This window comes from Azospirillum brasilense (assembly GCF_007827815.1).
In the GTDB taxonomy this organism is placed as follows: Bacteria; Pseudomonadota; Alphaproteobacteria; order Azospirillales; family Azospirillaceae; genus Azospirillum; species Azospirillum brasilense_C.
In genome coordinates this window covers 121,816-144,759 of record NZ_VITH01000006.1, presented here as the reverse complement: position 1 = coordinate 144,759, position 22,944 = coordinate 121,816, and the positions used below count along the sequence as shown (strand labels likewise).

The window sequence follows — 22,944 nt, the reverse complement described above, 5'->3', positions numbered from 1 at the left end:
TTACCCCTCCCAGCGGTGGGACAGCACGAAGCTGTAACGCTCCGGACGGACGTGGAAGACGGCGTGGTCGGCGCAGGCGCCGTCCGCGAAGACGGAACGCCGGATCATCACCAGCAGCGGCATCCCCGCCGCTCCGCCGAGCGGTTCGGCGATCGCCGCGCCGGCGGCCTCGGCCTTGACCTCGATGTCGGCGCCGACCACCGGCTGGCCGGTGACCTCCCTCAGGATGGCGTAGATCGGCTTCTGCCCGACCGCCGCCCAATCGACACCCGCCAACTCCGGAGACAGCAGGCTGCGGCCCAGCGCCACCGGCTCGCCCTCCACCAGATGCAGGCGCCGCACCTCCAGGCAGCGCGGGCCGAACTGGTCCGTCAGGGCCGGCGGCGTGGCGGTCATGCCCGCCGAAAGATGACGCATGCTGGCGTTCAGCCCCTGGAGCCGCAGGGATTCATGGAAGCTGCGCAGCCGGTCCAGCGGGTGACGGACGCGCTTGCCCGCCGTGAAGGTGCCCTTGCCCTTGCGCCGCTCGATCAGCCCTTCCGCCTCCAGCCGGTCGAGCGCGAGGCGGACCGTCACCCGGCTGACCGCGAAGCGGATGCCGATCTCGCTCTCGCTCGGCAGGCGGCCCGAGGGTTCGAACCGGCCCGCCGCGATCTCCTCGCGCAGGCGGTCGGCGATCTGCCGGTAGAGGGCCGTCGCGTTCTCCCGCACCAAACCGTCCCGCACCGAACCGTCCCTCATCGGGGCCACCGCTCCCTCCCGCCCGTGGCGACTGCATCCCCGCCTTGATGCCACCGGCACCCGCTGCGCTCAAGCGTCCGCATCATCATCCCACCGCACCGGTGCCCGGTGGGCCTCTCCACATGTCTTATATTGTATCATCGAACTTGTTATGCAATGTATTAGCCGTTGCGGCGCGCCGCCCCTCCCCTGCACGAGGTCCCGTCCCATGAGCGATCCCGTCCCCACCGGCCACATCGCCCCCGCCGGCCTTTACGAGCGGAACAAGGCCCGCCCCTTCCTTGGCGCCACAACCTGCTCCCACCAGCGGCTGGTGGCCGGCGAATGGACCGAGGTGACGCTGGTCTACGAGGTCGGCGGGTCGGGCCTCGCCGACGGGGCCGGGATCAAGCTGGCGATGAAGTTCTATTCGGACTGGGCGCTGTTCCAGACCAGCGACCCCACGGCGGCCAACTTCGTCTCCGCCGAGTACGAGGCCGGCCCGCTGGTCCCGGGGCAGAGCCCGGCGACCGTGCAGGCGCTGAAGGTGCGCTTCGACCAGAAGGGGCACGAGCGGCCCTACCAGAAGGCCATCATCATCGATGTGATCGACGGCTACCTGAATCCCGGCGACCGCATCGCGATCCGGCTGGGCGACCGGCGCCAGGGCGGACCGGGCACGCGGGTGCAGACCTTCGTCGAGCAGGGCTTCCGCTTCCGCGTCTTCATCGACCCGCTGGGCAGCCAGAAATACGCGGAGGTGCCGGGCGACTGCGCCATCGACATCGTGCCGGGCGTCCCCGCCGCCCTGCGGCTGGTCGCGCCGCGGCTGATCGCCCCCGGCCCGGCGTCGCTGCTGCTGCGCGCCGACGACGCCTGGGGCAACTGCTGCCTCGACGCCACGCTGGACGTCACCCTCACCATCACCGGGCCGAATGGCACCGGGCCGGAGGGCGAAAGCGCTCGGACGGTTGCACTGGCCCCCGACCCGCAGGCGAACGGCTGGCTGGTCCGGCGCGAGGCGCTCGACCTCGGCGCCGGGGAATGGCGGATCGCCGCGACGGCGCCGGGCCTCGCCCCCGCCGAAGCCTTCGTCACCGCCGAGGACGGGGCGCCGCGCGCCGTCTACGCCGACCTGCACGTCCACTCCAACGACACGGTGGGGACCAACGACACCGCCTACAACCTGTCCTACGGCCGTGACGTCGCCGGGCTGGACGTGCTGGGCTACACCGCCAACGACTTCAACGTGACGGAGCGCGCCTGGACCGAGGCGGTCGGCCTGATCGACCGCTACAACGAGCCGGACCGCTTCGTCTGCTACCCCGGCACGGAATGGTGCGGCAACTCCGCGGCGGGCGGCGACCACAACGTGATCTTCCTGCGCGACGGGCAGCCGCGCTTTCCGGCGGACGGGCGGGGGCAGCCGGTGCGCTCCTTCGAATGGAACGAGTCGACCCGTGGCGCGCTGCGCCCCGGCGCCTGGCCGCTCGACGACCTCTACGCCGCCTACCGGGACGATCCGGAGGGCCATCTGCTGATCCCCCATGTCGGCGGGCGGCGCTGCAACCTCGATTGGCACCACCCGGAGCTGGAGCGGCTGATCGAGATCGGGTCCGCCTGGGGCCAGTTCCACTGGGTCTATGCCGAGGCGCTGGCCCGCGGCTACCGGCTCGGCGCCTCGGCGAGCAGCGACGAGCATCAGGGGCGCTGCGGCGGCGGGGCGCCGGCGACCGCGGTGTTTGGGGCGCGCGGCGGGCTGACCGGCGTCTTCGCCGACCGGCTTGACCGCGCCTCGGTGGGCCGGGCGTTGCGCGCACGGCGGACCTTCGCGACCACCGGGGAGCGCAGCTTCGCCAGCCTGCGGCTGGGCGAGCGCTGGATGGGCGAGGTGGTTTCGGGCGCCGACGGCGAGGCGCTGGACTACCGCCTGCTCGGCGACCGGGGATGGGAGAGCCTGCGCCTGTTCGATGGCGACCGGCTGGTCTGGGAGCGCGACCTGCACCGCGAATTGGGCCTGTCGGAGACGAAGATCCGCCTGCGGTTGGGCGGCGCCCGCATCAAGGACCGCTACCGCGGCGCCTATTGGGACGGCGGGATCACCGTCACCGGCGCCGCCGTGCAGCGGGTCGAGCCCTTCGGCTTCGACCATCCGGAGCAGGGCTGCTGGCGCCGCGACGCCACCACCGTCGCCATCCGCACCGTCACCCACGGTGACAGCGACGGGGTGGAGCTGGCGCTGTCGCGTCTGGCCGGCGCGCGCATCCAGGTGCGTTTGGCCATCGGCACCTATGTGAAGGTCGGCAACCCGCTCAGCCCCCCGCCCAACCCGCACGCTCCGGAAGCGGTGCTGGACATCGACGGCGACGCACTGCTGGCCGACGCGGACGCCGGGCGGGTCACCCGCGTGCTGCCCGGCACGGAGCTGGAGGTGACGGTTGAGCGCGTCACCGAGGCGCCGCTGCCCCGCGACCTCGCCGGGCGCATCCCGCTCGCCGACCTCGGCCTCGCCCCGGGCCGGGAGCATCCGCTGTTCCTCACCGCGCGCCAGCGCGACCAATCGCGGGTCTGGACCTCGGCCCTGTTCCTGACGCCGTGAGCCCCCTGCCCGGCGCCCCGGCTGGCGCGCCGGGGCTCGGGACGGCCGTGGTGCCCGGAACGGCGATCAACCGAGCCGCTTCACCGCCCTCTCCAGCGCCTCGGCCAACCCCGCGTCGTCGTAGGGCTTCGGCAGGTGGACGCCGCCCTCGGGCGCCCGGTCGGCGCCCGACGCGTAGACGACCGGCAGGGACGGGTGGCGTTCGCGCAGCGCGGCGGCCAACCGCTCTCCCGACATGCCCGGCAGGCTGATGTCCGTCAGCAGCGCGTCGACGGGCTCCGTCTCGGCGATCGACAGCGCCTCCTCGGCGTTGCCGGCTTCGACGACCGAGTGGCCGAGCCCGGTCAGCATCTCCACCGTGACGAGGCGGATCAAGGCGTCGTCCTCCACCAGGAGGACGCGCAAGCCCTGGTGGCTTTCCGCCCTTGCCGGCCCGCCTTCAGCGGTCGGCTTCGAGGCCACTCCTCGTTCGTCGGACATCCCCTTCGCCCTCTGCTGCTGGTTGCGCAGAACATGCCGGACTTTGCGGGCCAGCGCCTCGCGGGTGTAGGGCTTGCTCAGAAGCTCGACGCCGAGATCGAGCCGCCCGCCATGCACGATCGCGTTCTCGGTGTAGCCCGAGGTGAACAGGACGGCAATCCCCGGCAGGCGCTCCTTGGCGCGACGCGCCAGCTCCGGGCTGCGCAGCGATCCGGGCATGACGACGTCGGTGAACAGCAGGTCGATGGGCACCCCGCTTTCCACGATGGCCAGCGCGCTCTGCGCGTCCCGCGCCTTGAGCACGCGGTAGCCGAGATCGGACATCATCTCGACCACGGTCGCCCGCACGTCGTCGTCGTCCTCGACCACCAGAACGGTTTCCGAGCCGCCCGTCTCCGGCCCGGTGTCGATCACCGTCACGACGTCCTCCGGCTGATGCGCGCGCGGCAGATACACGCGGACCGTGGTGCCCTGGCCGGGCTCGCTGTAGATCTTGACGTGCCCGCCCGACTGCTTGACGAATCCGTAGACCATGCTGAGGCCGAGGCCGGTGCCCTGCCCTTCCGGCTTGGTCGTGAAGAACGGCTCGAAGACGTGATCGAGCACGTCCGGCGGGATGCCGCAGCCGGTGTCCGTCACCGCCAGCATGACGTAATGGCCGGGTTCCACCTCGGCGTGCCGGGCGGCGTAGGGGTCGTCGAGAAAGGCGTTGCCGGCCTCGATGGTCAGCCGGCCGTGGCCGTTCATGGCGTCGCGGGCGTTGATCGCCAGATTGAGCAGCGCGTTCTCGACCTGGCTCTCGTCGGCGAAGGTGGTCCACAGGCCGCCCGCGATCATGGTTTCGATCTCGACGCCCTCGCCGAGCACACGACGCATCATCTCGTCGAGGCCGCGGACGAGCCGGCCCAGATTGACCACGCGGGGGGCCAGGGGCTGGCGACGCCCGAAGGCGAGGAGCTGGGCGACCAGCTTCGACCCGCGGCTGACGCCGCTCAGCGCGTTCCGCAGCCGCTGTTCGGCACGGTCGTTCCCCGCGACGTCCTTCGTCAGGAGCTGGAGGTTGCCGGAGATCACCTGAAGCAGGTTGTTGAAGTCGTGCGCCACCCCGCCGGTCAGCTTGCCGACCGCGTCCATCTTCTGGGCCTGGCGGAGCTGCGCCTCGGCCTGCTCCCGCTCGGCGACCGCCAAGGCGATGCGCTGCTCCAGCACGTCGTTGAGCCGCCTCTGGGCGTCCTCGACCTCCTTGCGCTCGGTGATGTCGATCACCGAGCCGATGTAGCCGAGGAACGCGCCGTCCGGAGCGAAGCGCGGTGCTGCGGCGTCGATCGCCCAGCGGTAGACCCCGTCGGATCGTCGCAGCCGGTACTCCAGCCGGAACGCCTCGTGCCTCGCGTTGGCGGCCAGGAACACGTCCGCGGCGGCCTGACGGTCGTCGGGATGAGTTGCGTCCAGCCAGCCGAAGCCCAACCCCGTCTCGGGGGTCTGTCCGGTGAACTCGTACCAGGACTTGTTGAGGTAAGTGCAGGAGGCGTCGGTTTCGGTGACCCAGACCATCACCGGCGCATGGTCGGCGAGATTGCGGAACCGCGCCTCGCTCTCGCGCAACGCGTTGTCCGCCTCGCGGCGCAGCCGCACCATGGCGAGGGCGGTATCGACGCGGGCGATCAGCTCGCGCGCCGAGAAGGGCTTGACCAGATAGTCGTCGGCTCCGGCCGACAGACCCTCGACGCTCGCCTCTTCGCCGGCGCGGGCCGACAGCAGGATGACCGGCAGGTCGCGCAGACCGGCGTCCTCGCGGATCGCCCGCAGCAGGCCGAAGCCGTCCAGAACGGGCATCATGATGTCGGTCAGAACGAGATCCGGGCGGTTCGCGCGGATCGCCTCCAGCGCGGCCTGGCCGTCGGGCACCGCATCGACGATGTAGCGGCCGCTCAGCAGGCGGCTCACATAGTCGCGCATGTCGGCGTTGTCGTCGGCCAGCAGGAGGCGCGGACAGGCGCCCGTCTCCGGCGCCACGACCGTCTCCGACCCGCCGATGAACGGGTCCGGCGCCCCGCCTCCAGGGACCGCCGAGTCGGGCAACCAGCGCAACGCCTCCTCGACGTAGGTCTGGGTGCGCAGGCCAGCCGCGGCGCCGGTCGGCGCCGACAGGACACGCTCCTGCGGCAGATGGGCGGTGCCGAACGGCACGGTGATGATGAACACCGAGCCGTGGTCCATCTCGCTCTCGACCCGGATCGTGCCGCCGTGCAGCTTGACGAGTTCCTGGACCAGGGCAAGGCCGATGCCGGTGCCTTCGTGGCTGCGCCCACGCGCGCCCTCGACCCGGTGGAAGCGCTCGAACAGGCGCGGCAGCTCGGAGTCGAGGATGCCCGTGCCGGAATCGCTCACCCGGAGTTCGGCGCCCTCGCCGACCGGCCTCAGCGACACCGCGATCGCGCCCTGGAAGGTGAACTTGAAGGCGTTCGACAGCAGGTTGAGGACGACCGTCTCCCACATGCCGCGGTCGACATGGACCGGACCGGGGAGCGGCGGGCAGTCGACGACGAGGCTCAGCCCGGCCCGCTCGCAGGCCGAACGGAAGCCGCTCGCCAGTTCCGCCGTATAGCCGGCGAGGTCGGTCGGCTCGTAGCGCGCCTGGGCCCGCCCGGCCTCGATGCGCGAGAAGTCCAGAAGCGCGTTGACGAGCTTGAGCAGGCGCTGCCCGTTGCGATGGACCACCATCAGGTCCTCGCGATGGTCCCGCATCCTCTCCGGTTCCGCCTGCAGCACCTCCTCCAGCGGCCCCAGCATCAGGGTCAGCGGGGTGCGGAACTCATGGCTGACGTTGGAAAAGAACACCGTCTTGGCGCGGTCGATCTCGGCCAGCATCTCGGCCCGCCGCCGCTCGGCCTCGTAGGTCTGGACGTTGGTGATGGCCGCGGCGATCTGCCCGGCCACCAATCCCAGGAAGCGCCGGTAATCGTCGTCGAACAGGCGGAACGGGTTCAGGCCGACGACGAGAAGGCCGGCCCGCCCCGCCTCGCCGCTGGCCGGGATCGGGATCGCCGCGGCCTGGGCGGGGGGCCGTCGCCAGACGCCAGGCGGCAAGCCGGTGCCGAATCGTGCCTCCAGGTCGCCGATCAGCGCCGGGTCGTGGAGCGTGGGAGTGAAGGGCCACGCCGACGTGCCGTCCACCGCCAGCGTCTCCGGCGCCGCCGGATGGCCCCGCTCGATGCCGCAGGAGCCGGCGAGGGTGGCGCTGGCGCCGTCGGGCTCGGCCACGTAGAGCAGCGCGAAGGGCAGGTCCCGCGGGTTGGTGGCGAACGCTTGGGCGCTGCGCTCGCACACCTCCGGCAGGGTCCGGGCGTCGGCGGTGCCGGCGGCCAGATCGCGCAGCAGGGTGAGTTGCCGTTCGCCGATGATCCGCTGCGTGTCGTCGGTGTTGGCGCAGATGATGCCGCCGGGGCTGCCGTCGTCGTCGGGCACCGGGCTGTAGGAGAAGGTGTAGTAGGTCTCCTCCGGATAGCCGTTGCGCTCCATGAGAAGGAGCTGCCCCTCGACGTAGGTGCCCTCGTCCCCTGTCATGGCGGTTGCCAGCATCGGGCCGATGTCGCCCCAGATCTCCCGCCAGACGACCGACGTCGGCCTCCCGAGCGCCCAGGGATGCTTGCCGCCGATGATCGACTTGTAGGCGTCGTTGTAGAAATAGATCAGGTCCCGGCCCCAGCCGACCCAGATCGGCTGGCGGGAGGTCAACATGATCCGCACCGCCGTCTTCAGGCTGCGCGGCCAGCCCTCGGGCGGACCAAGCACCGTCGATGCCCAGTCGAACGCGCGCATCTGTGCGCCCATCTCGCCGCCGCTGGCGAGGAATTCGGGGGCGGTGGAGACGTCGGTCTCGTTGGACATGCGCAGGCGTCCCGTCCTTCCTGTTCCAAACCCCCTCTACAACAGGGGCGCGGCCATTGCCGCACAGCGGGACGCCACTTTAAGCTGATCGGAGGGGCGGCGGCGAGAAACGATTTGTTAGTCCAATAGCAATAGCACTGCTTTGGCGAATCCAATGTCGCCTGTGCGGGACGAGCCCACACGGTGTCATCGGGTCGGCGACTGCCGGTTTGGCATGGCAATGTGCCGGGCATGAGCACGATGCCCAACCCGTAACGCGGCCTCCGATTTCACAGCCGATGATCTTCGGACGGCAACCGCACCGGCGATCAGGCAAATCCATGTTCGGCAAGCCGGCAAGCGAGACATCCATTCCAGAAACTTGGTGGCGAGCGCAAATGCCACTGTTAAATAGTATTTACGCTCAATGAAATCACGCACGCCCCATTGTCGGTTCCCATCAAAGACGCCAGAACAAGGAAACAAGTGAACCAATCCTATGGCAGAATGGCGTTCAGAATTGCCATATGATTTTGCGTAAGGTCGGTCACTTCAACAATGGCATTGTCGGTCGCTGCATAGGCGTTATTAAAACGAAAGGTGACTTGCGTAGAACCTGGGAACATTTCAATATTCACATTTCTGTTATTCCCAAGATCGATTCCGATCCACCAGTGAGTGTAATTGGGAGCGTTGATCTCACCATTCGTCATACGATCATAATGCATGTAAACATAATATCGCTCGCCGTTGGTTTGCAGCCCCGCTCCAGGGGTCAAGCCACCCATACGGCACGTCGCCTCAACAATAGTGTTGGTTACATCCGCGAACCAATTATCATACGTTACGCCATTCAATAAGGCATAATTGTTGTTTACGTATTGGATGTAGGTGGCGTGGTTTTGCTGAACATATGCCGGCGCATAGTTGTCATTCTCCCAGATCGAGCCCTGGTTGAAAGGCGTGTTCAACGCGATGGCGGTGAATGCCTGGGCAGGATCGTTGATGACGCCGACAGTTCCCGACAGACCGGCCGTTGTCCAGCGCCAGCAGGCGCACTCATTAGCGGGAATCCCGAGGTTTGGACTTGCAAAAGCCCCTAAAAACGGCACGCCTGCGGGATTATCAACACAGTACTGGTCGAGAGTGTTGAGCTGCTGTTGGGTGAGAGGCATAGCTGTTCTCCATCAATTCGGCTGCAAGATTTTTTTGGCGCCACAAACCAACGCTGGCCGATGGCGCACTTCATTTCAGACGAATTGGGATCGAACGACGTGAACTGAGCATTTCGGCCAAGCCGCTCCACCTCGGCCAGCCCCGGACCTCGCTGCACATGCAGCGGAGATGCTGTACTTCGCAGGCATTGTGCAGACATCGCCTCTTCGGCGTTGGCCACCGAGTTTCGATTGCGCGCCAAAGGTTATGTTTGATGATCAGCGCTGCAACAGCCCTCACGCAGCGCCTCTCGCGGGAATCGCCAACGCGGTGCAAGGCCGAGACATTCAACCCGAAGCCAGAAACGGCAGGCGGCGGAATCACCTCTCACGCGAAGCGCTTCGCTCCGGCAACACACAGCACGATCACCCCGGTCACGGCGATCATGCTCCAGGCCACCGGCTCGTTCAGCAGCAGCCCGGCCAGCGTCAGGCCGAAGAAGGGCTGGAGCAGTTGCAGCTGACCGACCCCGGCGATGCCGCCGAGCGCCAGCCCGCGGTACCAGAAGACGAAGCCGATCAGCATGCTGAAGACGGAAACATAGGCGAGGCCGATCCAGGCCGGAGCTTCGATGCCCGCCCAGCCGTCCGGCAGGGTCGCCAGCGCCAGCCCGCCCATCACCGGCGTCGTCAGAACGAGCGCCCAGGAGATCACCTGCCAGCCGCCGAGGCGGCGCGACAGCACCGCGCCCTCGGCGTAGCCCAGTCCGCAGAGCAGGATGGCCGCCACCATCAGCCCCGCCCCGGTGAGCGACGCGCCGCCGCCCTGCGCCAGGGCGTAGCCGACGACGGCGAGGCTGCCCAGGCCCGAGAACAGCCAGAAGACCGGCTTTGGCCGCTCCCGGCCGCGCAGCACGCCGAACAGGGCGGTGGACAGCGGCAGCAGGCCGATGAAGACGACGGACTGCGCGGAGGTGATGTGGCGGAGCGCCAGCGCGGTGAGCAGCGGGAAGCCAACGACCACGCCGAGCGCAACCACCGCGAGCGGCGGGAGATCGCTGCGCCGCGGACGGGCCTGCCGCAGCAAGGCCAGCAGGACACCGGCCAGCGCGGCGGCAATCAGCGCCCGCGCCGAGGTCAGGAACAGCGGCGAGAAGCCGCCGACCGCGACGCGCGTCGCCGGCAGCGATCCGCTGAAGATGAGCACGCCCAGCAACCCGCTGCCCCAACCCGCCGTCGTCCACCGCATGCCCCGCCCCCTCCCGTCCCATGCCCAGTGCGGGAGGACCCTAGCGCGGTGGGCGCTGGCGGAGACAGCGACGGTCCCGTACAATTCCGTCGAACTGTGTTGGTACCGGGCGCAATACACTTGCCGAGGGCCGGGCGATGACGAACCGAACGGGCACACGGACGACGGAGGTCATGGACGCGATCCGCCAGAGGATGGCGGACCGCCGGCTGTCGCCGGGCGAACGCCTGCCCTCCATCCGCCGCTTCGCCGCCGCCATGGGCGTGTCCCCTTCCACCGTGGTCGAGGCCTACGACCGGCTCGCCGCGGACGGTGTGATCCGCTCGCGTCCGGGCTCCGGCTTCTATGTGTCCGGCGCCCTGCCGCCGCTGGCCCTGGCCGAGGCCGAACCGCGCCGCGACCGCGCCATCGATCCCTTCTGGGTGTCGCGCCAGTCGCTGGATTCCGGCGCGGAGATGCTGAAGCCCGGCTGCGGGTGGCTGCCGGCGGACTGGATGCCCAACGCCGCCCTGCGCCGCGCCCTGCGCCGTCTCGCCCACGCCGACGACACCCTGTTGGCGGATTACGGAAGCACACGCGGTTCGCTCCCCCTTCGCCGGCTCCTGGCCCGGCAGTACGCGGAGGAGGGACTCGCGGTGGGGGCCGACCAGATCCTGCTGACCGGGTCGGGGACCCAGGCGATCGACCTGATCTGCCGCTTCCTGCTGCGCCCGGGCGATGCGGTGCTGGTCGACGACCCCTGCTACTTCAACTTCCAGGCCCTGCTGCGCGCCCATCAGGTCCGCATCGTCGGCGTGCCCTACACGCACAGCGGGCCCGACACCGCGCGGTTCGCGGCGGCGCTGGCCGAGCACCGGCCCCGCCTCTACATCACCAACGCGGCGCTGCACAACCCGACCGGCGCCACGATGTCGCCGCAGACGGCGCACCGCCTGCTCACCGCCGCCGCCGCCCACGACGTCACCATCGTCGAGGACGACATCTTCGCCGGCTTCGAGCCGGACCCGTCGCCACGCCTCGCCGTTCTGGACGGGTTGGTCCAGGTCATCCGGATCGGCAGCTTTTCGAAAACGCTCTCCGCCTCGGTGCGCTGCGGCTACCTCGCGGCGCGGCCGGATTGGGTGGAAGCGCTGGTCGATCTGCAGGTGGCGACCAATTTCGGCGGCCCCAGCCCGATTGCCGCCGACCTCGTCCTGGCAATCCTCGGCGACGGCGGCTACCGCAAGCATCTCGACGGGCTGCGCCGCCGTCTGGCGCGGGCGCGGCGCGAGACGGCGGACCGGCTGGCGGCCCTCGGACTGGAGCCCTGGCTGATGCCGCGCGGCGGCTTCTATCTCTGGTGCCGCCTGCCGGAGGGCCGGGACTCGGCGGCCGTCGCTCGGGCGGCGCTCGACGAACAGGTCGTGCTGGCCCCTGGCAACGTCTTCAGCGCCAGCCAGTCGGCCACCGGCTTTCTGCGCTTCAACGTCGCCCAGATGGGCGACCCGCGCGTCTTCGAGGTCCTGAAGCGCGCTGTGGCCGCGGCGGAACCGTGAACTCCGGGTCAGCGGCGCGCACCGTCACTTCCGTCCGCCCCATCGCCGCCGGACGTCTTGCGCGGCCACAGCCCCGAGAGCAGCAGCAGCCCGACGCCGCCGGTGATGCCGATGTCGGCGACGTTGAAGGTCGGCCAGTGCCAGCCGAAGGCGTGCACGTCGATGAAGTCGGTGACGGCGCCCTGGCGGAGACGGTCGACGATGTTGCCGATCGCCCCGCCCGCGATCGCGCCGAAGCTCGCCGCCTCGGCGCGACTGTCCGAGCGGGCCGCCCAGACCACGAGAACCGCGACGACAAGCAGCGCGGCGCCGGAGAGCAGCCAAGGGCCGTAGGGGTTGTCGTTCTCCAGCAGGCCGAAACTGACCCCGGTGTTGAAGCCGAGCACGAAATTGAGAAACGGCGCGGCCTCGATCACTCGCGGCGGGTCCAGGAGCTGGTCCAGCGCGGCCCATTTGGTGAGCTGGTCGAGCAGCAGGATCACGGCGCCGATGGTGCCCGCCAGTTTCAGACCAGCGGACCTCGAACCGGCCGACCGGGCCGACCGTGGCACACTCATATCTCTCTCCTTCAAACGTCTTTCTCCTTCAAACGGCCGGCTGCGGAGCCGGGAGCCCGCCGCCGTTGCGGCGGAGCAGGCGCAACGCGTTGAGCGTGACGAGGATGGTGGCCCCGGTGTCCGCCAGAATGGCCAGCCACAGGTCGGTGATGCCGAACAGCGTCGTCACCAGGAAGACCGCCTTCAGACCGAGCGCGAAGGCGACGTTCTGGTGGATGTTGGCGAGCGTCGCCCGCGACAGGGCGACGAGGTCGGCCACCCCCTCGACGCGGTTGCCCAGCAGGGCGGCGTCGGCGGTCTCCAGCGCGACGTCGGTGCCGCCGCCCATGGCGATGCCGACGTCGGCGGCGGCCAGGGCCGGGCCGTCGTTGATGCCGTCGCCGATCATCGCGATCGCCCCCTGCCCCTTCAGGCCGGCGATCGCGCGCAGCTTGTCCTCCGGCAGCAGCTCGGCCTCGACAGCCAAGCCGAGCGTCCGGGCGACCGCCTGACCGGTGCGGCGGTTGTCGCCGGTCAGCATGACGCTGCGCACGCCGAGCCCACGCAACGCGGCGATCCCCCGCGCGGCGTCGGGCCGCGGCTCGTCGCGCAGCGCCAGGAGCCCGATGGGCCGGCCGTCCGCCAGGACCACGGCGACCGTCTTGCCCTCCTCCTCGAAGGCGGCGACGGTGTCGGCGGGCAAGTCAGCGGGCAGGGAGCCGGCACCACCCCGCTCGACGGCGTGGCGGGGGGAGCCGACCTCGATCAGGCGCCCGCCGACCACCGCCTGCACCGCGCGTCCCGGAACGGCCTTGCGGTCGCGGGCCGGGCGCAGCGGGACGCCGTCCACCGCCGCGCGCTCCAGGATGGCGCGGGCCAGCGGGTGGGCCGAGCCGCTCTCGACGGTGGCGGCGAGGCCGAGCAGCGTGCGCTCATTTCCGTCGAGCGGGACGATGTCGGTCACCCGCGGCTGCCCCAGGGTCAGCGTGCCGGTCTTGTCGAAGGCGATGGTCCGCACCTTGCCGATCGCCTCCAGCGCGGCGCCGCCCTTGATGAGCAGGCCCCGCCGGGCGCCCGCCGCGATCCCGGAGGCGATGGCCGCCGGGGTGGACAGCACCAGCGCGCAGGGGCAGCCGATCAGCAGCAGCGCCAGACCGCGGTAGATCCAGCTGTGCCAGTCCCCGCCAAAGGCCAACGGCGGCACCAGGACGGTGAGGACCGACACGGCGATGACGGCGGGGGTGTAGCGGGCGCTGAACCGCTCGATCCAGCGCGCGGTCGGCGACTTGGCGGCCTGCGCCTCCTCGACGAGCTGGACGATGCGGGCGATGGTGTTGTCCGACGCCTTGCGGGTGACGCGGACGCGCAGCACCCCGGTGGCGTTGATGCCGCCGGCGAAGACCGGGGAGCCCACGGACTTGGCGACCGGCACGGACTCGCCAGTGACGGGGGATTCGTCGATGTCGGACTCGCCCTCCTCGACCACGCCGTCGGCGGACACGCGGTCGCCGGGCCGGACCAGAACGAGCTGCCCGACCTCCAACCGCTCCACCGGCACCGCGCGGGCACTCTCCCCTTCGATCAGCAGGGCGGTCCGCGGGACCAGAGCCGACAGCGCTTGGATGCCGGAACGGGCGGTCCCGGCGGCCACACCCTCCAGCAGCTCGCCGATGGCGAAGAGCAGGACGACCACCGCGGCCTCCTCCGCCTCGCCGATGAGCAGAGCGCCCAGAGTCGCCACCGACATCAGCATTTCGATGCTGAAGGGCGACCCGGAGCGGGCGAGCCGAACGGCGCGGCGCCCGAAGACCGCCAGCCCGAACAGGGCGGCGGGCATCAGGGCGACCTCCGACACCGCCGGCGCCAGCAGGGACAGCAGAGAACCGCCCCCGACCAGCAGGGCGATCAGGAGCGTGACGCGGCCCCGGCCGGTCTGCCACCAGCGGGGCTCCGTCGCGGCGGCGTTGTCGGTCGTCACCCCGTCGCCCTCGGACACCCGGAGCGTGTCGGCGGGCTCCACCCCGAAGCCGAGCCCACGGATCGTCGCCTCGACCGTCGCGCGCGGCGTCGCCGCCTCGTCCAGCGTCAGCCTCAGGATTTGCGAATGGTGGTTGAGCCCGACGCCGGACGCCCCCGGCAGGCGGCGCAACGCCGTTTCGATCTTGCCGACGCAGCTCGGGCAATCCATGCCCGCCACCTTGTAGCGCAGGGCCTGCCCGGTGCCCGTGGCGGCGGTCTCGATAGTGTTGTCCTGCATGATCCACTCCGACCGGCGGTGTGGCGCGCCGCGCCATTGGAGGGTGCGCGGCTGCCTGTCGTGCGCTACCATGGACCCTGGAGTTACTACAGGGTCAAGAGGGTTTGTGATGGCGAAACAGGAGCTGTCCATCGGCGCGCTCGGCAAGCTGACCGGCACCAAGGTCGAGACCATCCGCTTCTACGAGAAGATCGGCATCCTGCCGGCGCCCGCCCGCACGGCGGGCAACTACCGCAGCTACGGCCACGACCATGTGCGGCGGCTGACCTTCGTCCGGCGGGTGCGCGACCTCGGCTTCCCGCTGGAGACCGTCCGGGCGATGCTCGATCTCGCCGATCAGCCGGACCGCCCCTGCGGCGAGGTCGACGCGCTGGTCGTCGAGCAGCTCAACGAAGTGGAGCGGAAGATCGCCGATCTGGAGCGCCTGCGCGAGGAGCTGGACCGGCTGGCCCACCAGTGCCGGCGCGGCGGCCGGGTCGCCGAGTGCCGCATCATCGAGGCGCTGTCGCCCCATCACGAGGACGGCCGCTGCTGCCCGTGACCCGGCGGACTCCGCAGGCCAATAAAGACAATCCATGACCGGGAGCCGAGACATGGCCGCCGTTACCCGCGCGGATCTGGAAACCCATCAGGTCCCCGTCTATTTCGCCGCGGTCGCCGCCGGCCTGCTGAGCGCCGCCGTTCTGCCGGGCGACCTCTGGGACGCGGGGATCAACCCCGCCCTCGCCGCGCTGATCTACGTCACCTTTCTCCAGGTCCCGCTGAGCGACCTGCGGCAAAGCGTGACCAACACCCGCTTCCTGTCGGCCCTGCTGCTGGTCAATTTCGCGGTGGTGCCCTGCGTCGTCTTCGGGCTGGTGTCGGTGCTGCCGGCGGAGCAGGCGGCGGTGCGGCTCGGCGTGCTGCTGGTGTTGCTGGCGCCCTGCATCGACTATGTCGTCGTCTTCACCCATCTCGGGCGCGGCGACGCGCGGCTGGTGCTGGCGGCGACGCCGGTGCTGCTGCTCGTCCAGATGCTGCTTCTGCCCGTCTATCTCGGCCTGTTCGCCGGGGAGGGGGCGGCGGCGCTGATGCAGCCGGGTCCGTTCGTCGACGCCTTCGTCGGGCTGATCGCCGTGCCGCTGGCGCTGGCCGGGGCGACGCAGGCCTGGGCGGCGCGCAGCGGCGCCGGAAAGGCCGCCGCGGACGCCCTGGCGTGGCTGCCGGTGCCGCTCATGGCGGTGGTGCTGTTCCTGGTCGTCGCGGCGGTCGCCGCCGACGTGGCGGCCCAGGCGCGGGCGGTGGTCCTCGCCGTGCCGCTCTACATCGCCTTCGCGCTGGCGATGCCCTACGCCGGACGGGCGGTGGCGCGCCTGTTCCGGTTGGAGACCGAGGCGGCGCGGGCCGTCGTGTTCAGCGGCGGCACGCGCAACTCCCTGGTCGTCCTGCCGCTGGCCTTCGCCGTCCCGGACGGCGGGGCGCTGGTGCCGGCGGTCGTGGTGACGCAGACCCTGGTGGAGCTGGCGGCGATGCTCACCTACGTCCGCTGGGTGCCGCGCCTTGTGCCGGCGCGCTGAGCCGGAAAAGGCGCCTCACACCAGCGAGGCGCCGCCGCACACCACGATGCGCTGGCCGGTGATGCTGGCCGCCGCGTCCGACAGCAGGAAGGCGGTCAACGCCGCCACCTCCTCCGGCTTCACGAAGCGGCCGATGGGAGGCCGCTTCGGCTGCACGCCGGCGCGGTTGGGGTCGGCCAGCATCGGCGTGTCGGTCGCGCCGGGGGCGACGACGTTCACCGTGACGCCACGCGGCGCCTGCTCGATCGCCCAGGAGCGGGCCAGCCCCGACAGCGCCGCCTTGCTGGCCGCGTACTGGCCGCGCCCGGCCGAGCCGTCCGACGTGCGACTGCCGATCAGCACGACGCGCCCGCCCTCCTCCATGGCGGGGACGGCGTGCTCCACGAGCTGGGTGGCCGCCTCGACATGCAGTCGCCACATCGCCCGCGCGTCGGCCGTGGCGCTGTCCGTCTCGCCGAGCCGGCCGACGCGCAGGATGCCGGCGGCGTGGACCACCGCCCGCACCGGCGGCAGGCCGGCCAGTGCGTCGGCCAGCGCTCCCGCGTCCATCAGATCGACGGAAACGAAGCGCAAGGCCGGATGGTCGATGGCCGGGGCGGTGCGGCTCAGCCCCACCACCTCCCAGCCGTCGTCCAGCAGGCGGGCCGCGATGGCCGCGCCGATGCCGGAGCTGACCCCGGTCACCAGCGCCCGGCCCGGCGACGCGGGCCGCTCCACCTCGGGCCGCCCCATTTCCGGCCGCTCAGCCATTGTAGCTCATCGCCTGGGCCTTCACCGCCTCGGCGTCGAAGGCGTTGATGTCGGCGATCAGGTCGTTGGTGTAGAATCGCGACAGGTCCTTCGCCTCCATGCCGTTCAGCGCCATCTCGGTGGTGAACTCGTCCGGGTTGATCTGGCCCATCTTGAAGCCCGGATAGGGCGGCTGGTAGAGCTTGATGCGGCGGCTGACCGCGACCAGCACCGCCTTGACCGCCTCCTCCTCGCTGCTGCCGCGCGGCGCGGTCTCCGGATAGAGCTTGAGGAAGGCCTTGGCCCCCGCCGTCGGGTTGGCGAGCAGGAAGGTCGAGGCCTTGGCCGCCGACCGGCCGAAGCCGACCATCAGCGCGCGGTCGGTCTTCAGCTTCTCGCGCAGCGTCATCAGGAACTGGCCGCCGATCATCGGCAGGCCCTGCGGGCGGGTCAGAATCTCGAAGGGGATGCCCGCCCCCTCGATCAGGCCGAAGCCGGTGTCGTAGTAGGCGAGCGCGTCGACCGCCCCGCGCTGCAGCGCCACGCCGGCCGGAACGCCGCCGCCCACCGCCGTCCACTTCACGTCGCGGTCGGGGTCGATGCCCAGATTCTTCAGCACGTTGCGGGTCACTGGGTACTCGGTGCCGCCGAAGTCGGACACGCCGATGTTCTTGCCCTTGAGGTCCGCATAGGTCTTCAGCGCGGAGCCCGGCTTCACCGCCACGTCCCATTTGTAGGGGTAGGTGTACTGGTAGAAGCTGATGGCCTCGCCCCATTCGCCCTTGGCGAGGATCGGCAGCGCGTAGGACGGCACGGCGATGCCGACCTCCACGTCGCCACGGTCCACCGCGACCTGGACGTTGGCGTTGCCGCCCACCGCCATGCCCTTGACGGTGAAGCCCTCGGCGGCGTTGTAGCCCAGCGCCTCGCCGATCAGCAGGTTGATGACGCTGGCGTTCAGCGACTTCAGCCCGACGCCCAGCCGCACGGTGCGCGGGGCGGACTGCGCGAAGAGCGAGCGCGGGCCGAGCGCCATGGCGGCGGCGAAGACGCCGGCGGCCTGCAGGCACTGGCGGCGGGTGACGCTGAAAGTGGTCATGATGGTGTCCTCCCCCTTGATCGCGTTGTTTGACTTCAAGCTGTTCGGGCCGCGGCTCACTTGCGGCCGCGGTTGCCCCAATGGACGATGCGCTGCTCCAGACCGCGCACGATGCCGTGCAGCAGGATGCCGAAGGCGCCCAGGATGACCAGGGCCGCGAAGACGCCGGCAACGTCGGTCACCGCCTGGGCCTGGGTGATGACGACGCCCATGCCCTGCTGCGCGCCCAGGAACTCCGCCACGATGGTGCCGAGCAGGGCGTAGACCACCGCCATGTCCAGGCCGGCGAAGATGTAGGGGGCGGCGTTCGGCAGCTTGACGATGCGGTAGGTCTCGAAGCGCGAGGCGGAGAGCGAGCGCATCAGGTCGATCTTCTCCGGATCGACGGAGCGCAGCCCGGTGAAGCTGTTGATCAGGATCGGGAAGAAGGACAGCAGCCCGGCGATGGCGATCTTCGACCCGTCGCCGAAGCCGAACCAGATCACCACCAGCGGCGCGATGGCCACCTTGGGCAGGCTCTGCAGAGCGAAGGCATAGGGCATCAGCAGCTTTTCGATGGTGCGGCTCTCCGCCATCAGCGAGCCGAGCAGCAGCCCGAGCCCGCCGCCGGCCGCCAGCCCGATGGCGGCGTTCTTCAGCGTGCCCCACAGCGGCAGATAGTAGCCGAGCGGGTCGGAGGGCGACACCGCCAGACCGGACCACAGCGCCTTCCACACCGCGGCCGGCGACGGCAGGATGTAGGACGGCACGTCGAGGAAGCGGACGGCGAGCGCCCAGCCGGCGAACAGCGCCACCAGCCCCAGGCCGGCGATCAGCGTGCCGTTGACCGGGCGCGGCGCGCGCGGCGGGGATTCGGAGGCGGGGGCGCTCTCGATGGTGGGATCGGCGACCGCCAACGTGATGTCGGGCTTGCTCATCATTCCTCTCCCTGTCCGGTCAGAAGCGCGCGGATCTCCTTGGCCAGCGCCGGGTAATCCGGGTGGCTGATGATGGTGTCGTTGCTGCGCGGGCGCGGGATGTCCACGGTCAGCTCGCGCAGAACGCGGCCGGGGCGCGCGGACATCACGATCACCCGGTCGGCGAGGAAGATCGCCTCGGAGATCGAGTGGGTGATCAGCATCACCGTCTTGCCGGTGCTCTGCCAGATGCGCTGCAGTTCCAGGTTCATCCGCTCGCGGGTCAGGGCGTCCAGCGCGCCGAACGGCTCGTCCATCAGCAGGATGCGCGGGTTGCGCACCAGGGCGCGGCAGATGCCGGCGCGCTGCTGCATGCCGCCCGACAGCTCGTAGGGGTAGCGGCCGCCGAAATCTTTCAGACCAGCGACCTCCAGCAGACGGTCCACGTCGTCCGCCCCGTCGGGCCGGCCGCCGCCGACGCGCAGCGGCAGCGCCACATTCTCGCGCACCGTCAGCCAGGGCAGCAGGTTGGCCTGCTGGAACACCACGCCGACGTCGCGCGACGGGCCGGAGACCGTCTTGGTGCCGAGCATCACCTGGCCGCTGTCGTAATCGTCGAGCCCGGCCAGGATGCGCAGCAGCGTGCTCTTGCCGCAGCCCGACGGGCCGACGACGCAGACGAACTCGCCGTCGGCGATGTCGAGGTTGATGTTCGACAGCGCCTGGACCCGGCCGGCGGCGTAGGTCTTCTTCAGGTTGCGGATCTGGATCAGCGTCGGTGCGACCGGCCGCAGGCCGGCGATGGGCGCCATCTGTGTCGCTCTCATGGGCATGCTTCCTTCCCCTTTATCGCCCGCTGCCGGATTCGACCCAATCGGTCGGCAGTTCGGTGTACTTGATCGCCTGCCGGAAATAGGTGAAGGCGATGCGCAGCCGGCCGTCCGGCGTCTGGAGAATGGCCGGGTAGGAGAACTCCCGGTTCAGCTTCTCCTTCGAATTGTTGGTCATGCAATAGCCGTCGCCGACCTCCAGGTCGCGGCGCAGCGGCCAGGTCACCCCGCCGTCGGCGGACAGCGCCAGGGTCAGCGGCGCGCGCGGCGCCCCCCAGAAGGCCGTCCGCCCCTCCGCCGGAGATTCAACCGCGGGCTCGGCGGCCGGTTGAGCGGCGGGGGTCGCCGCCTCGCTTGAGTCCTCAATGTCGTCGTACAGGCCCAGCCGGCGGCCGGTCGCGTCGGCGGCGCTGGCGTGGTTGTAGACGATGGCCAGCCGCCCGTCGGCCAGGGCCGTCACCTGGATGGAGGAGTTGTTGTTGGGCAGCTCCGTCGGCTCCGGCGCGGTCCAGCTCCGGCCACCATCGGTGGACAGGCTGCGGTAGACATGGTCGGCCCAGCGGCTGCGGTAGAAGGCGGCCAGCCGACCGTCCGCCAGCGGCACGATGTTCATGTGGACGCAGCCGGTGCTGCCGGGGACCGCATGCTCGGTCCAGGTCCGGCCGCCGTCGCTGGAGATGCGCACGGCGCTGGTGTCGTGGTCGCCCACCCAGGCGCGGCCCGGCGTGCCGTGGCACAGGAAGGTCGGCAGCAGCCAGTCGCCGTTGTCCAGCACCACCACCGGCTGGCGGATGAAGACGCCGGTGTGGCCCTCGGTCTCGAACAGGGTGCGCACCGGCCCCCAGCTCCGCCCCTGGTCGGCCGACACGCGGCAGCGCACGATGGCGGTGTCCTGGTGGCCGGAGATCTGGGCGGTGTACATCAGCCACAGCGTGCCGTCGGGCGCCGGGAACAGCACCGGGTTCTGCTCCGACCGGGCGGGGTCGTCGGACAGCTTGACCGGCGCCTCCCAGCGGTCGCCGCCGGCCGGGAGGCGGGCGACGTGGATGGACACGTCGGGGATGCCCTCCTGCGTGCCGCCGAACCAGGCGCACAGCAGGTCGCCGTCGGGCAGCAACGCAAGATTGGCGGCGTGGTTCTGCACGCAGGGCGACGGCAGGTAGGCGTCGATGCGGCGGGGATCGCCGGCCGCCGGGACCAGCGGGCCGCGGCGCTCCGGCGCTGGCGGCGGAGCGGCCTGTTGGGACAGGGTGGATGCGGTGGTCATGGTCGTCACTCCTGCGAACCGTCGGCGGCCTCGGCGTAGCGGGCGGCCAGGGTGGCGATGGCGCGGTCGGCCTCCCCGTCGATCAGCACCGGGCCGCGGCTGTGGCCGACCTCCGGCATCGCGTGGCACAGCGCCCGCTTGACCATGGAGGGCGGGAAGCCCAGCGCGTAGAGCTCCTTGCGGAGCTGGCCGAAATGGGCCTGGGCGGCCTCGGCGGCCTCGTTCTCGCCCGCCATGAAGGCGGTCCAGATGCGGTTGAGCGTCAGCGGCGCGACGTTGCCGAGGCCGGAGACGCAGCCGGCGGCGCCGTTGCGCAGCCCGTGCAGGATCAGCGAGTCCGGGCCGACCATCACGTCGAAATCGTCACGCTCGCGGGCCACGGCGAGGAAGCCGTCCAGGCTGTCCTGCGAGCCGGCGCTGTCCTTGATGCCGACGATGTTGGGGTGGTCGGCCAGGGTGCGGGCGGCCTCCGGGGTCAGCGTGTTCCCGGTGCGCGCCGGGATGTTGTAGAGGTAAAGCGGCACGGTCAGCGCGTCCGCCACCCGGCGGTAATAGCCGACCAGCTCCTCCTGCGAGCAGGCGATGAAGGACGGCGTGATCGCCGACACCGCCTTGACGCCCAGCCGGGCGATCTCGCGGCCGAGCGCGATGGTCTGGTGGGTGGAGATCTCGCCGATGTGGGCCAGCACCGGCACGCGGCCGTCGGCGGCCTCCACGCACAGTTCGGCGGCGCGGCGCTTCTCGTCGACGGAGAGCGCGTAGAACTCGCCGTTGGTGCCCGCGCAGAAGACGCCGTTGCCGGCCGCCGCCTGCCGCGCCACCTGCCGGCGCAGCGCCGCCTCGTTCATCCGCTCTTCCGCGTCGAAGGGGGTGACGACGGCGACGAAGGGTCCTGTGATCTTGCTCATCGCATCTACCTTGGGCGTTTCCTGGGGGCTTTTCTTAGGGGGTCCGGCTTCGGTCCGGACCATCGTCAGTAGGCGGCCGTCAATAGGCGGCCATCAGTAGGCGGCGCGGTACATCGCCAATATGTCGTCACGCCCGACCGGGCGCGGGTTGTTGTCCAGCAGGCGGCGGATGGCGTGCGCCTCCTCGGCCATGCGCGGCAGATCGTCCTCCGGCACGCCGAGGTCGGAGAGCGACATGGTGCAGCCGAGCGACAGGCACCAGCCGTGGGTCGCCTGGAGGACCGCCGCCGGCTCGCTGACCGGCTTCAGCCCCAGCGCCGCCAGCACACCCGCCGTCTTCTCCGGCACCGCCGGGGCGTTGAAGGCCAGGACGTGCGGGAAGACCAGGGCGTTGGCCGCGCCGTGCGGGACATGGTGGCGGGTGCCCAGCGGGTAGGCGACGGCGTGGCCTGCCGCCGTGTTGACCGGCCCCAGGCAGAAGCCGCCATAGAGCGAGGCCAGGGCCAGACCGGCCCGCGCCTCGCGGTCGGACCCGTCGGCGACGGCGCGCGGCAGCCAGCGCCCGATCAGCCGGATGCCCGCCAGCGCGTAGAGGTCGATGGCCGGATGGGCCTTGCGGTTGGTGTAGGCCTCGACGCAGTGGGCCAGCGCGTCCACACCGGTGGCAGCGGTCACCGCCCGCGGCACGGTCATCGTCAGGTCGGGATCGACCACCGCCAGATCGGCCAGCATGTGCAGGCTCTGCACGGCGATCTTGCTGGCGGTGGCCGGGTCGGTGACCAGGGCGCGTGTGCCGGCCTCGCTGCCGGTGCCGGCGGTGGTCGGCACCTGGGCAAGGGCAGCGCGCTTGGCGCGGACCCGTTCCGCCCCGGCGACGTCGGCGAGGGTCTGGCCGCTGCCCGGCAGCACCGCCGCCAGCTTGGCCAGATCCATGGCGCTGCCGCCGCCGAAGCCGACGACGAGCTGCGGTTCCGCCGCCTCGGCCACGGCCAGCAGGTCGTCGAGGTTGGCGGTGTCGGGCTCCGGCTGCACGCGGTCGAAGACCGTCACCGCGCCCGGCAGGTCGAGCAACCCGACGCGGGCGGCGTTGAAGGCGTCGGCCGCCACCAGCGTGCGGGCGATGCCGTTCTCCCGCGCCCAGGCGCCGACCGAGGCGACGAGACCGCCGCCGAACAGGACGCGCGGGGGCCGGACAAGCTCGATGGGAGCGAACATATCCGGCGGGGTGGCGTGGATGGACTCCGTCATGGCGGGTGCTC

The 22,944-nt window shown here is 70.7% G+C and carries 17 protein-coding genes; 4 read left to right on the top strand and 13 right to left on the bottom strand.

The window, feature by feature from the left end; translation table 11 throughout:
• Positions 1–741 (bottom strand): GntR family transcriptional regulator, encoded by a 741-nt coding sequence (locus FBZ83_RS13805; protein ID WP_145683754.1) that lies wholly within the window; start codon positions 739–741, stop codon positions 1–3.
• A gap of 208 nt (positions 742–949) precedes the next feature.
• Between FBZ83_RS13805 and FBZ83_RS31945 the strand changes: the two genes are divergently transcribed.
• Positions 950–3,319 carry a hypothetical protein gene (locus FBZ83_RS31945; protein WP_145683752.1) on the top strand — a complete coding sequence of 790 codons (2,370 nt, stop codon included), beginning with the start codon at positions 950–952 and terminating at the stop codon, positions 3,317–3,319.
• 66 nt (positions 3,320–3,385) lie between these two features.
• Here FBZ83_RS31945 and FBZ83_RS13795 read toward each other — a convergent pair whose 3' ends face one another.
• From FBZ83_RS13795 to FBZ83_RS13785, 3 genes are all read right to left on the bottom strand, one after another.
• The gene (locus FBZ83_RS13795) at positions 3,386–7,690 is read right to left on the bottom strand and encodes a response regulator (RefSeq protein ID WP_145683750.1); all 4,305 of its coding nucleotides are present in this window, start codon (positions 7,688–7,690) and stop codon (positions 3,386–3,388) included.
• 476 nt (positions 7,691–8,166) lie between these two features.
• Complete coding sequence (locus FBZ83_RS13790; protein ID WP_145683745.1) at positions 8,167–8,844, bottom strand: hypothetical protein; 678 nt, start codon at positions 8,842–8,844, stop codon at positions 8,167–8,169.
• A 367-nt stretch (positions 8,845–9,211) separates the two neighbouring features.
• Complete coding sequence (locus FBZ83_RS13785) at positions 9,212–10,072, bottom strand: DMT family transporter (RefSeq protein ID WP_145683743.1); 861 nt, start codon at positions 10,070–10,072, stop codon at positions 9,212–9,214.
• A 137-nt stretch (positions 10,073–10,209) separates the two neighbouring features.
• On the opposite strand from FBZ83_RS13785, the gene FBZ83_RS13780 reads away from it, so the two are divergent.
• The gene (locus FBZ83_RS13780) at positions 10,210–11,607 is read left to right on the top strand and encodes a PLP-dependent aminotransferase family protein (protein WP_145683741.1); all 1,398 of its coding nucleotides are present in this window, start codon (positions 10,210–10,212) and stop codon (positions 11,605–11,607) included.
• Positions 11,608–11,615: 8 nt separating this feature from the next.
• On the opposite strand, the gene lspA is transcribed toward FBZ83_RS13780, so the two are convergent.
• A complete protein-coding gene (gene lspA, locus FBZ83_RS13775) occupies positions 11,616–12,164 on the bottom strand; it encodes a signal peptidase II (protein WP_145683739.1) in 549 nt (182 codons plus the stop codon).
• Positions 12,165–12,192: 28 nt separating this feature from the next.
• Entirely contained in the window at positions 12,193–14,400 is a 2,208-nt protein-coding gene (locus FBZ83_RS13770) for a heavy metal translocating P-type ATPase (RefSeq protein WP_145683737.1), read from the bottom strand.
• A 109-nt stretch (positions 14,401–14,509) separates the two neighbouring features.
• Between FBZ83_RS13770 and FBZ83_RS13765 the strand changes: the two genes are divergently transcribed.
• Both FBZ83_RS13765 and FBZ83_RS13760 read left to right on the top strand, forming a co-directional pair.
• Complete coding sequence (locus FBZ83_RS13765) at positions 14,510–14,941, top strand: MerR family transcriptional regulator (RefSeq protein WP_145683735.1); 432 nt, start codon at positions 14,510–14,512, stop codon at positions 14,939–14,941.
• Between the two features lie 52 nt (positions 14,942–14,993).
• A complete protein-coding gene (locus FBZ83_RS13760; RefSeq protein ID WP_145683733.1) occupies positions 14,994–15,956 on the top strand; it encodes a bile acid:sodium symporter in 963 nt (320 codons plus the stop codon).
• A 15-nt stretch (positions 15,957–15,971) separates the two neighbouring features.
• Here FBZ83_RS13760 and FBZ83_RS13755 read toward each other — a convergent pair whose 3' ends face one another.
• The 7 genes from FBZ83_RS13755 to FBZ83_RS13725 all read right to left on the bottom strand — a co-directional run bounded on the left by FBZ83_RS13755 (position 15,972) and on the right by FBZ83_RS13725 (position 22,933).
• Positions 15,972–16,706 (bottom strand): SDR family NAD(P)-dependent oxidoreductase, encoded by a 735-nt coding sequence (locus FBZ83_RS13755; RefSeq protein ID WP_145683731.1) that lies wholly within the window; start codon positions 16,704–16,706, stop codon positions 15,972–15,974.
• A complete protein-coding gene (locus FBZ83_RS13750; protein ID WP_145683729.1) occupies positions 16,699–17,784 on the bottom strand; it encodes an ABC transporter substrate-binding protein in 1,086 nt (361 codons plus the stop codon). The genes FBZ83_RS13755 and FBZ83_RS13750 overlap by 8 nt, the downstream gene beginning before the upstream one ends.
• A gap of 56 nt (positions 17,785–17,840) precedes the next feature.
• Positions 17,841–18,701 carry an ABC transporter permease gene (locus FBZ83_RS13745; protein ID WP_109138944.1) on the bottom strand — a complete coding sequence of 287 codons (861 nt, stop codon included), beginning with the start codon at positions 18,699–18,701 and terminating at the stop codon, positions 17,841–17,843.
• The gene (locus FBZ83_RS13740) at positions 18,701–19,507 is read right to left on the bottom strand and encodes an ABC transporter ATP-binding protein (protein ID WP_247883135.1); all 807 of its coding nucleotides are present in this window, start codon (positions 19,505–19,507) and stop codon (positions 18,701–18,703) included. The genes FBZ83_RS13745 and FBZ83_RS13740 overlap by 1 nt, the downstream gene beginning before the upstream one ends.
• Positions 19,508–19,526: 19 nt before the next feature.
• Positions 19,527–20,777, bottom strand: a complete 1,251-nt coding sequence (locus FBZ83_RS13735; RefSeq protein WP_145683727.1) for a sialidase family protein — start codon at positions 20,775–20,777, stop codon at positions 19,527–19,529.
• Between the two features lie 5 nt (positions 20,778–20,782).
• Positions 20,783–21,685 (bottom strand): dihydrodipicolinate synthase family protein, encoded by a 903-nt coding sequence (locus FBZ83_RS13730; RefSeq protein ID WP_145683725.1) that lies wholly within the window; start codon positions 21,683–21,685, stop codon positions 20,783–20,785.
• 93 nt (positions 21,686–21,778) lie between these two features.
• Positions 21,779–22,933 (bottom strand): iron-containing alcohol dehydrogenase, encoded by a 1,155-nt coding sequence (locus FBZ83_RS13725; RefSeq protein ID WP_145683723.1) that lies wholly within the window; start codon positions 22,931–22,933, stop codon positions 21,779–21,781.
• Between the last annotated feature and the right edge of the window lie 11 nt (positions 22,934–22,944).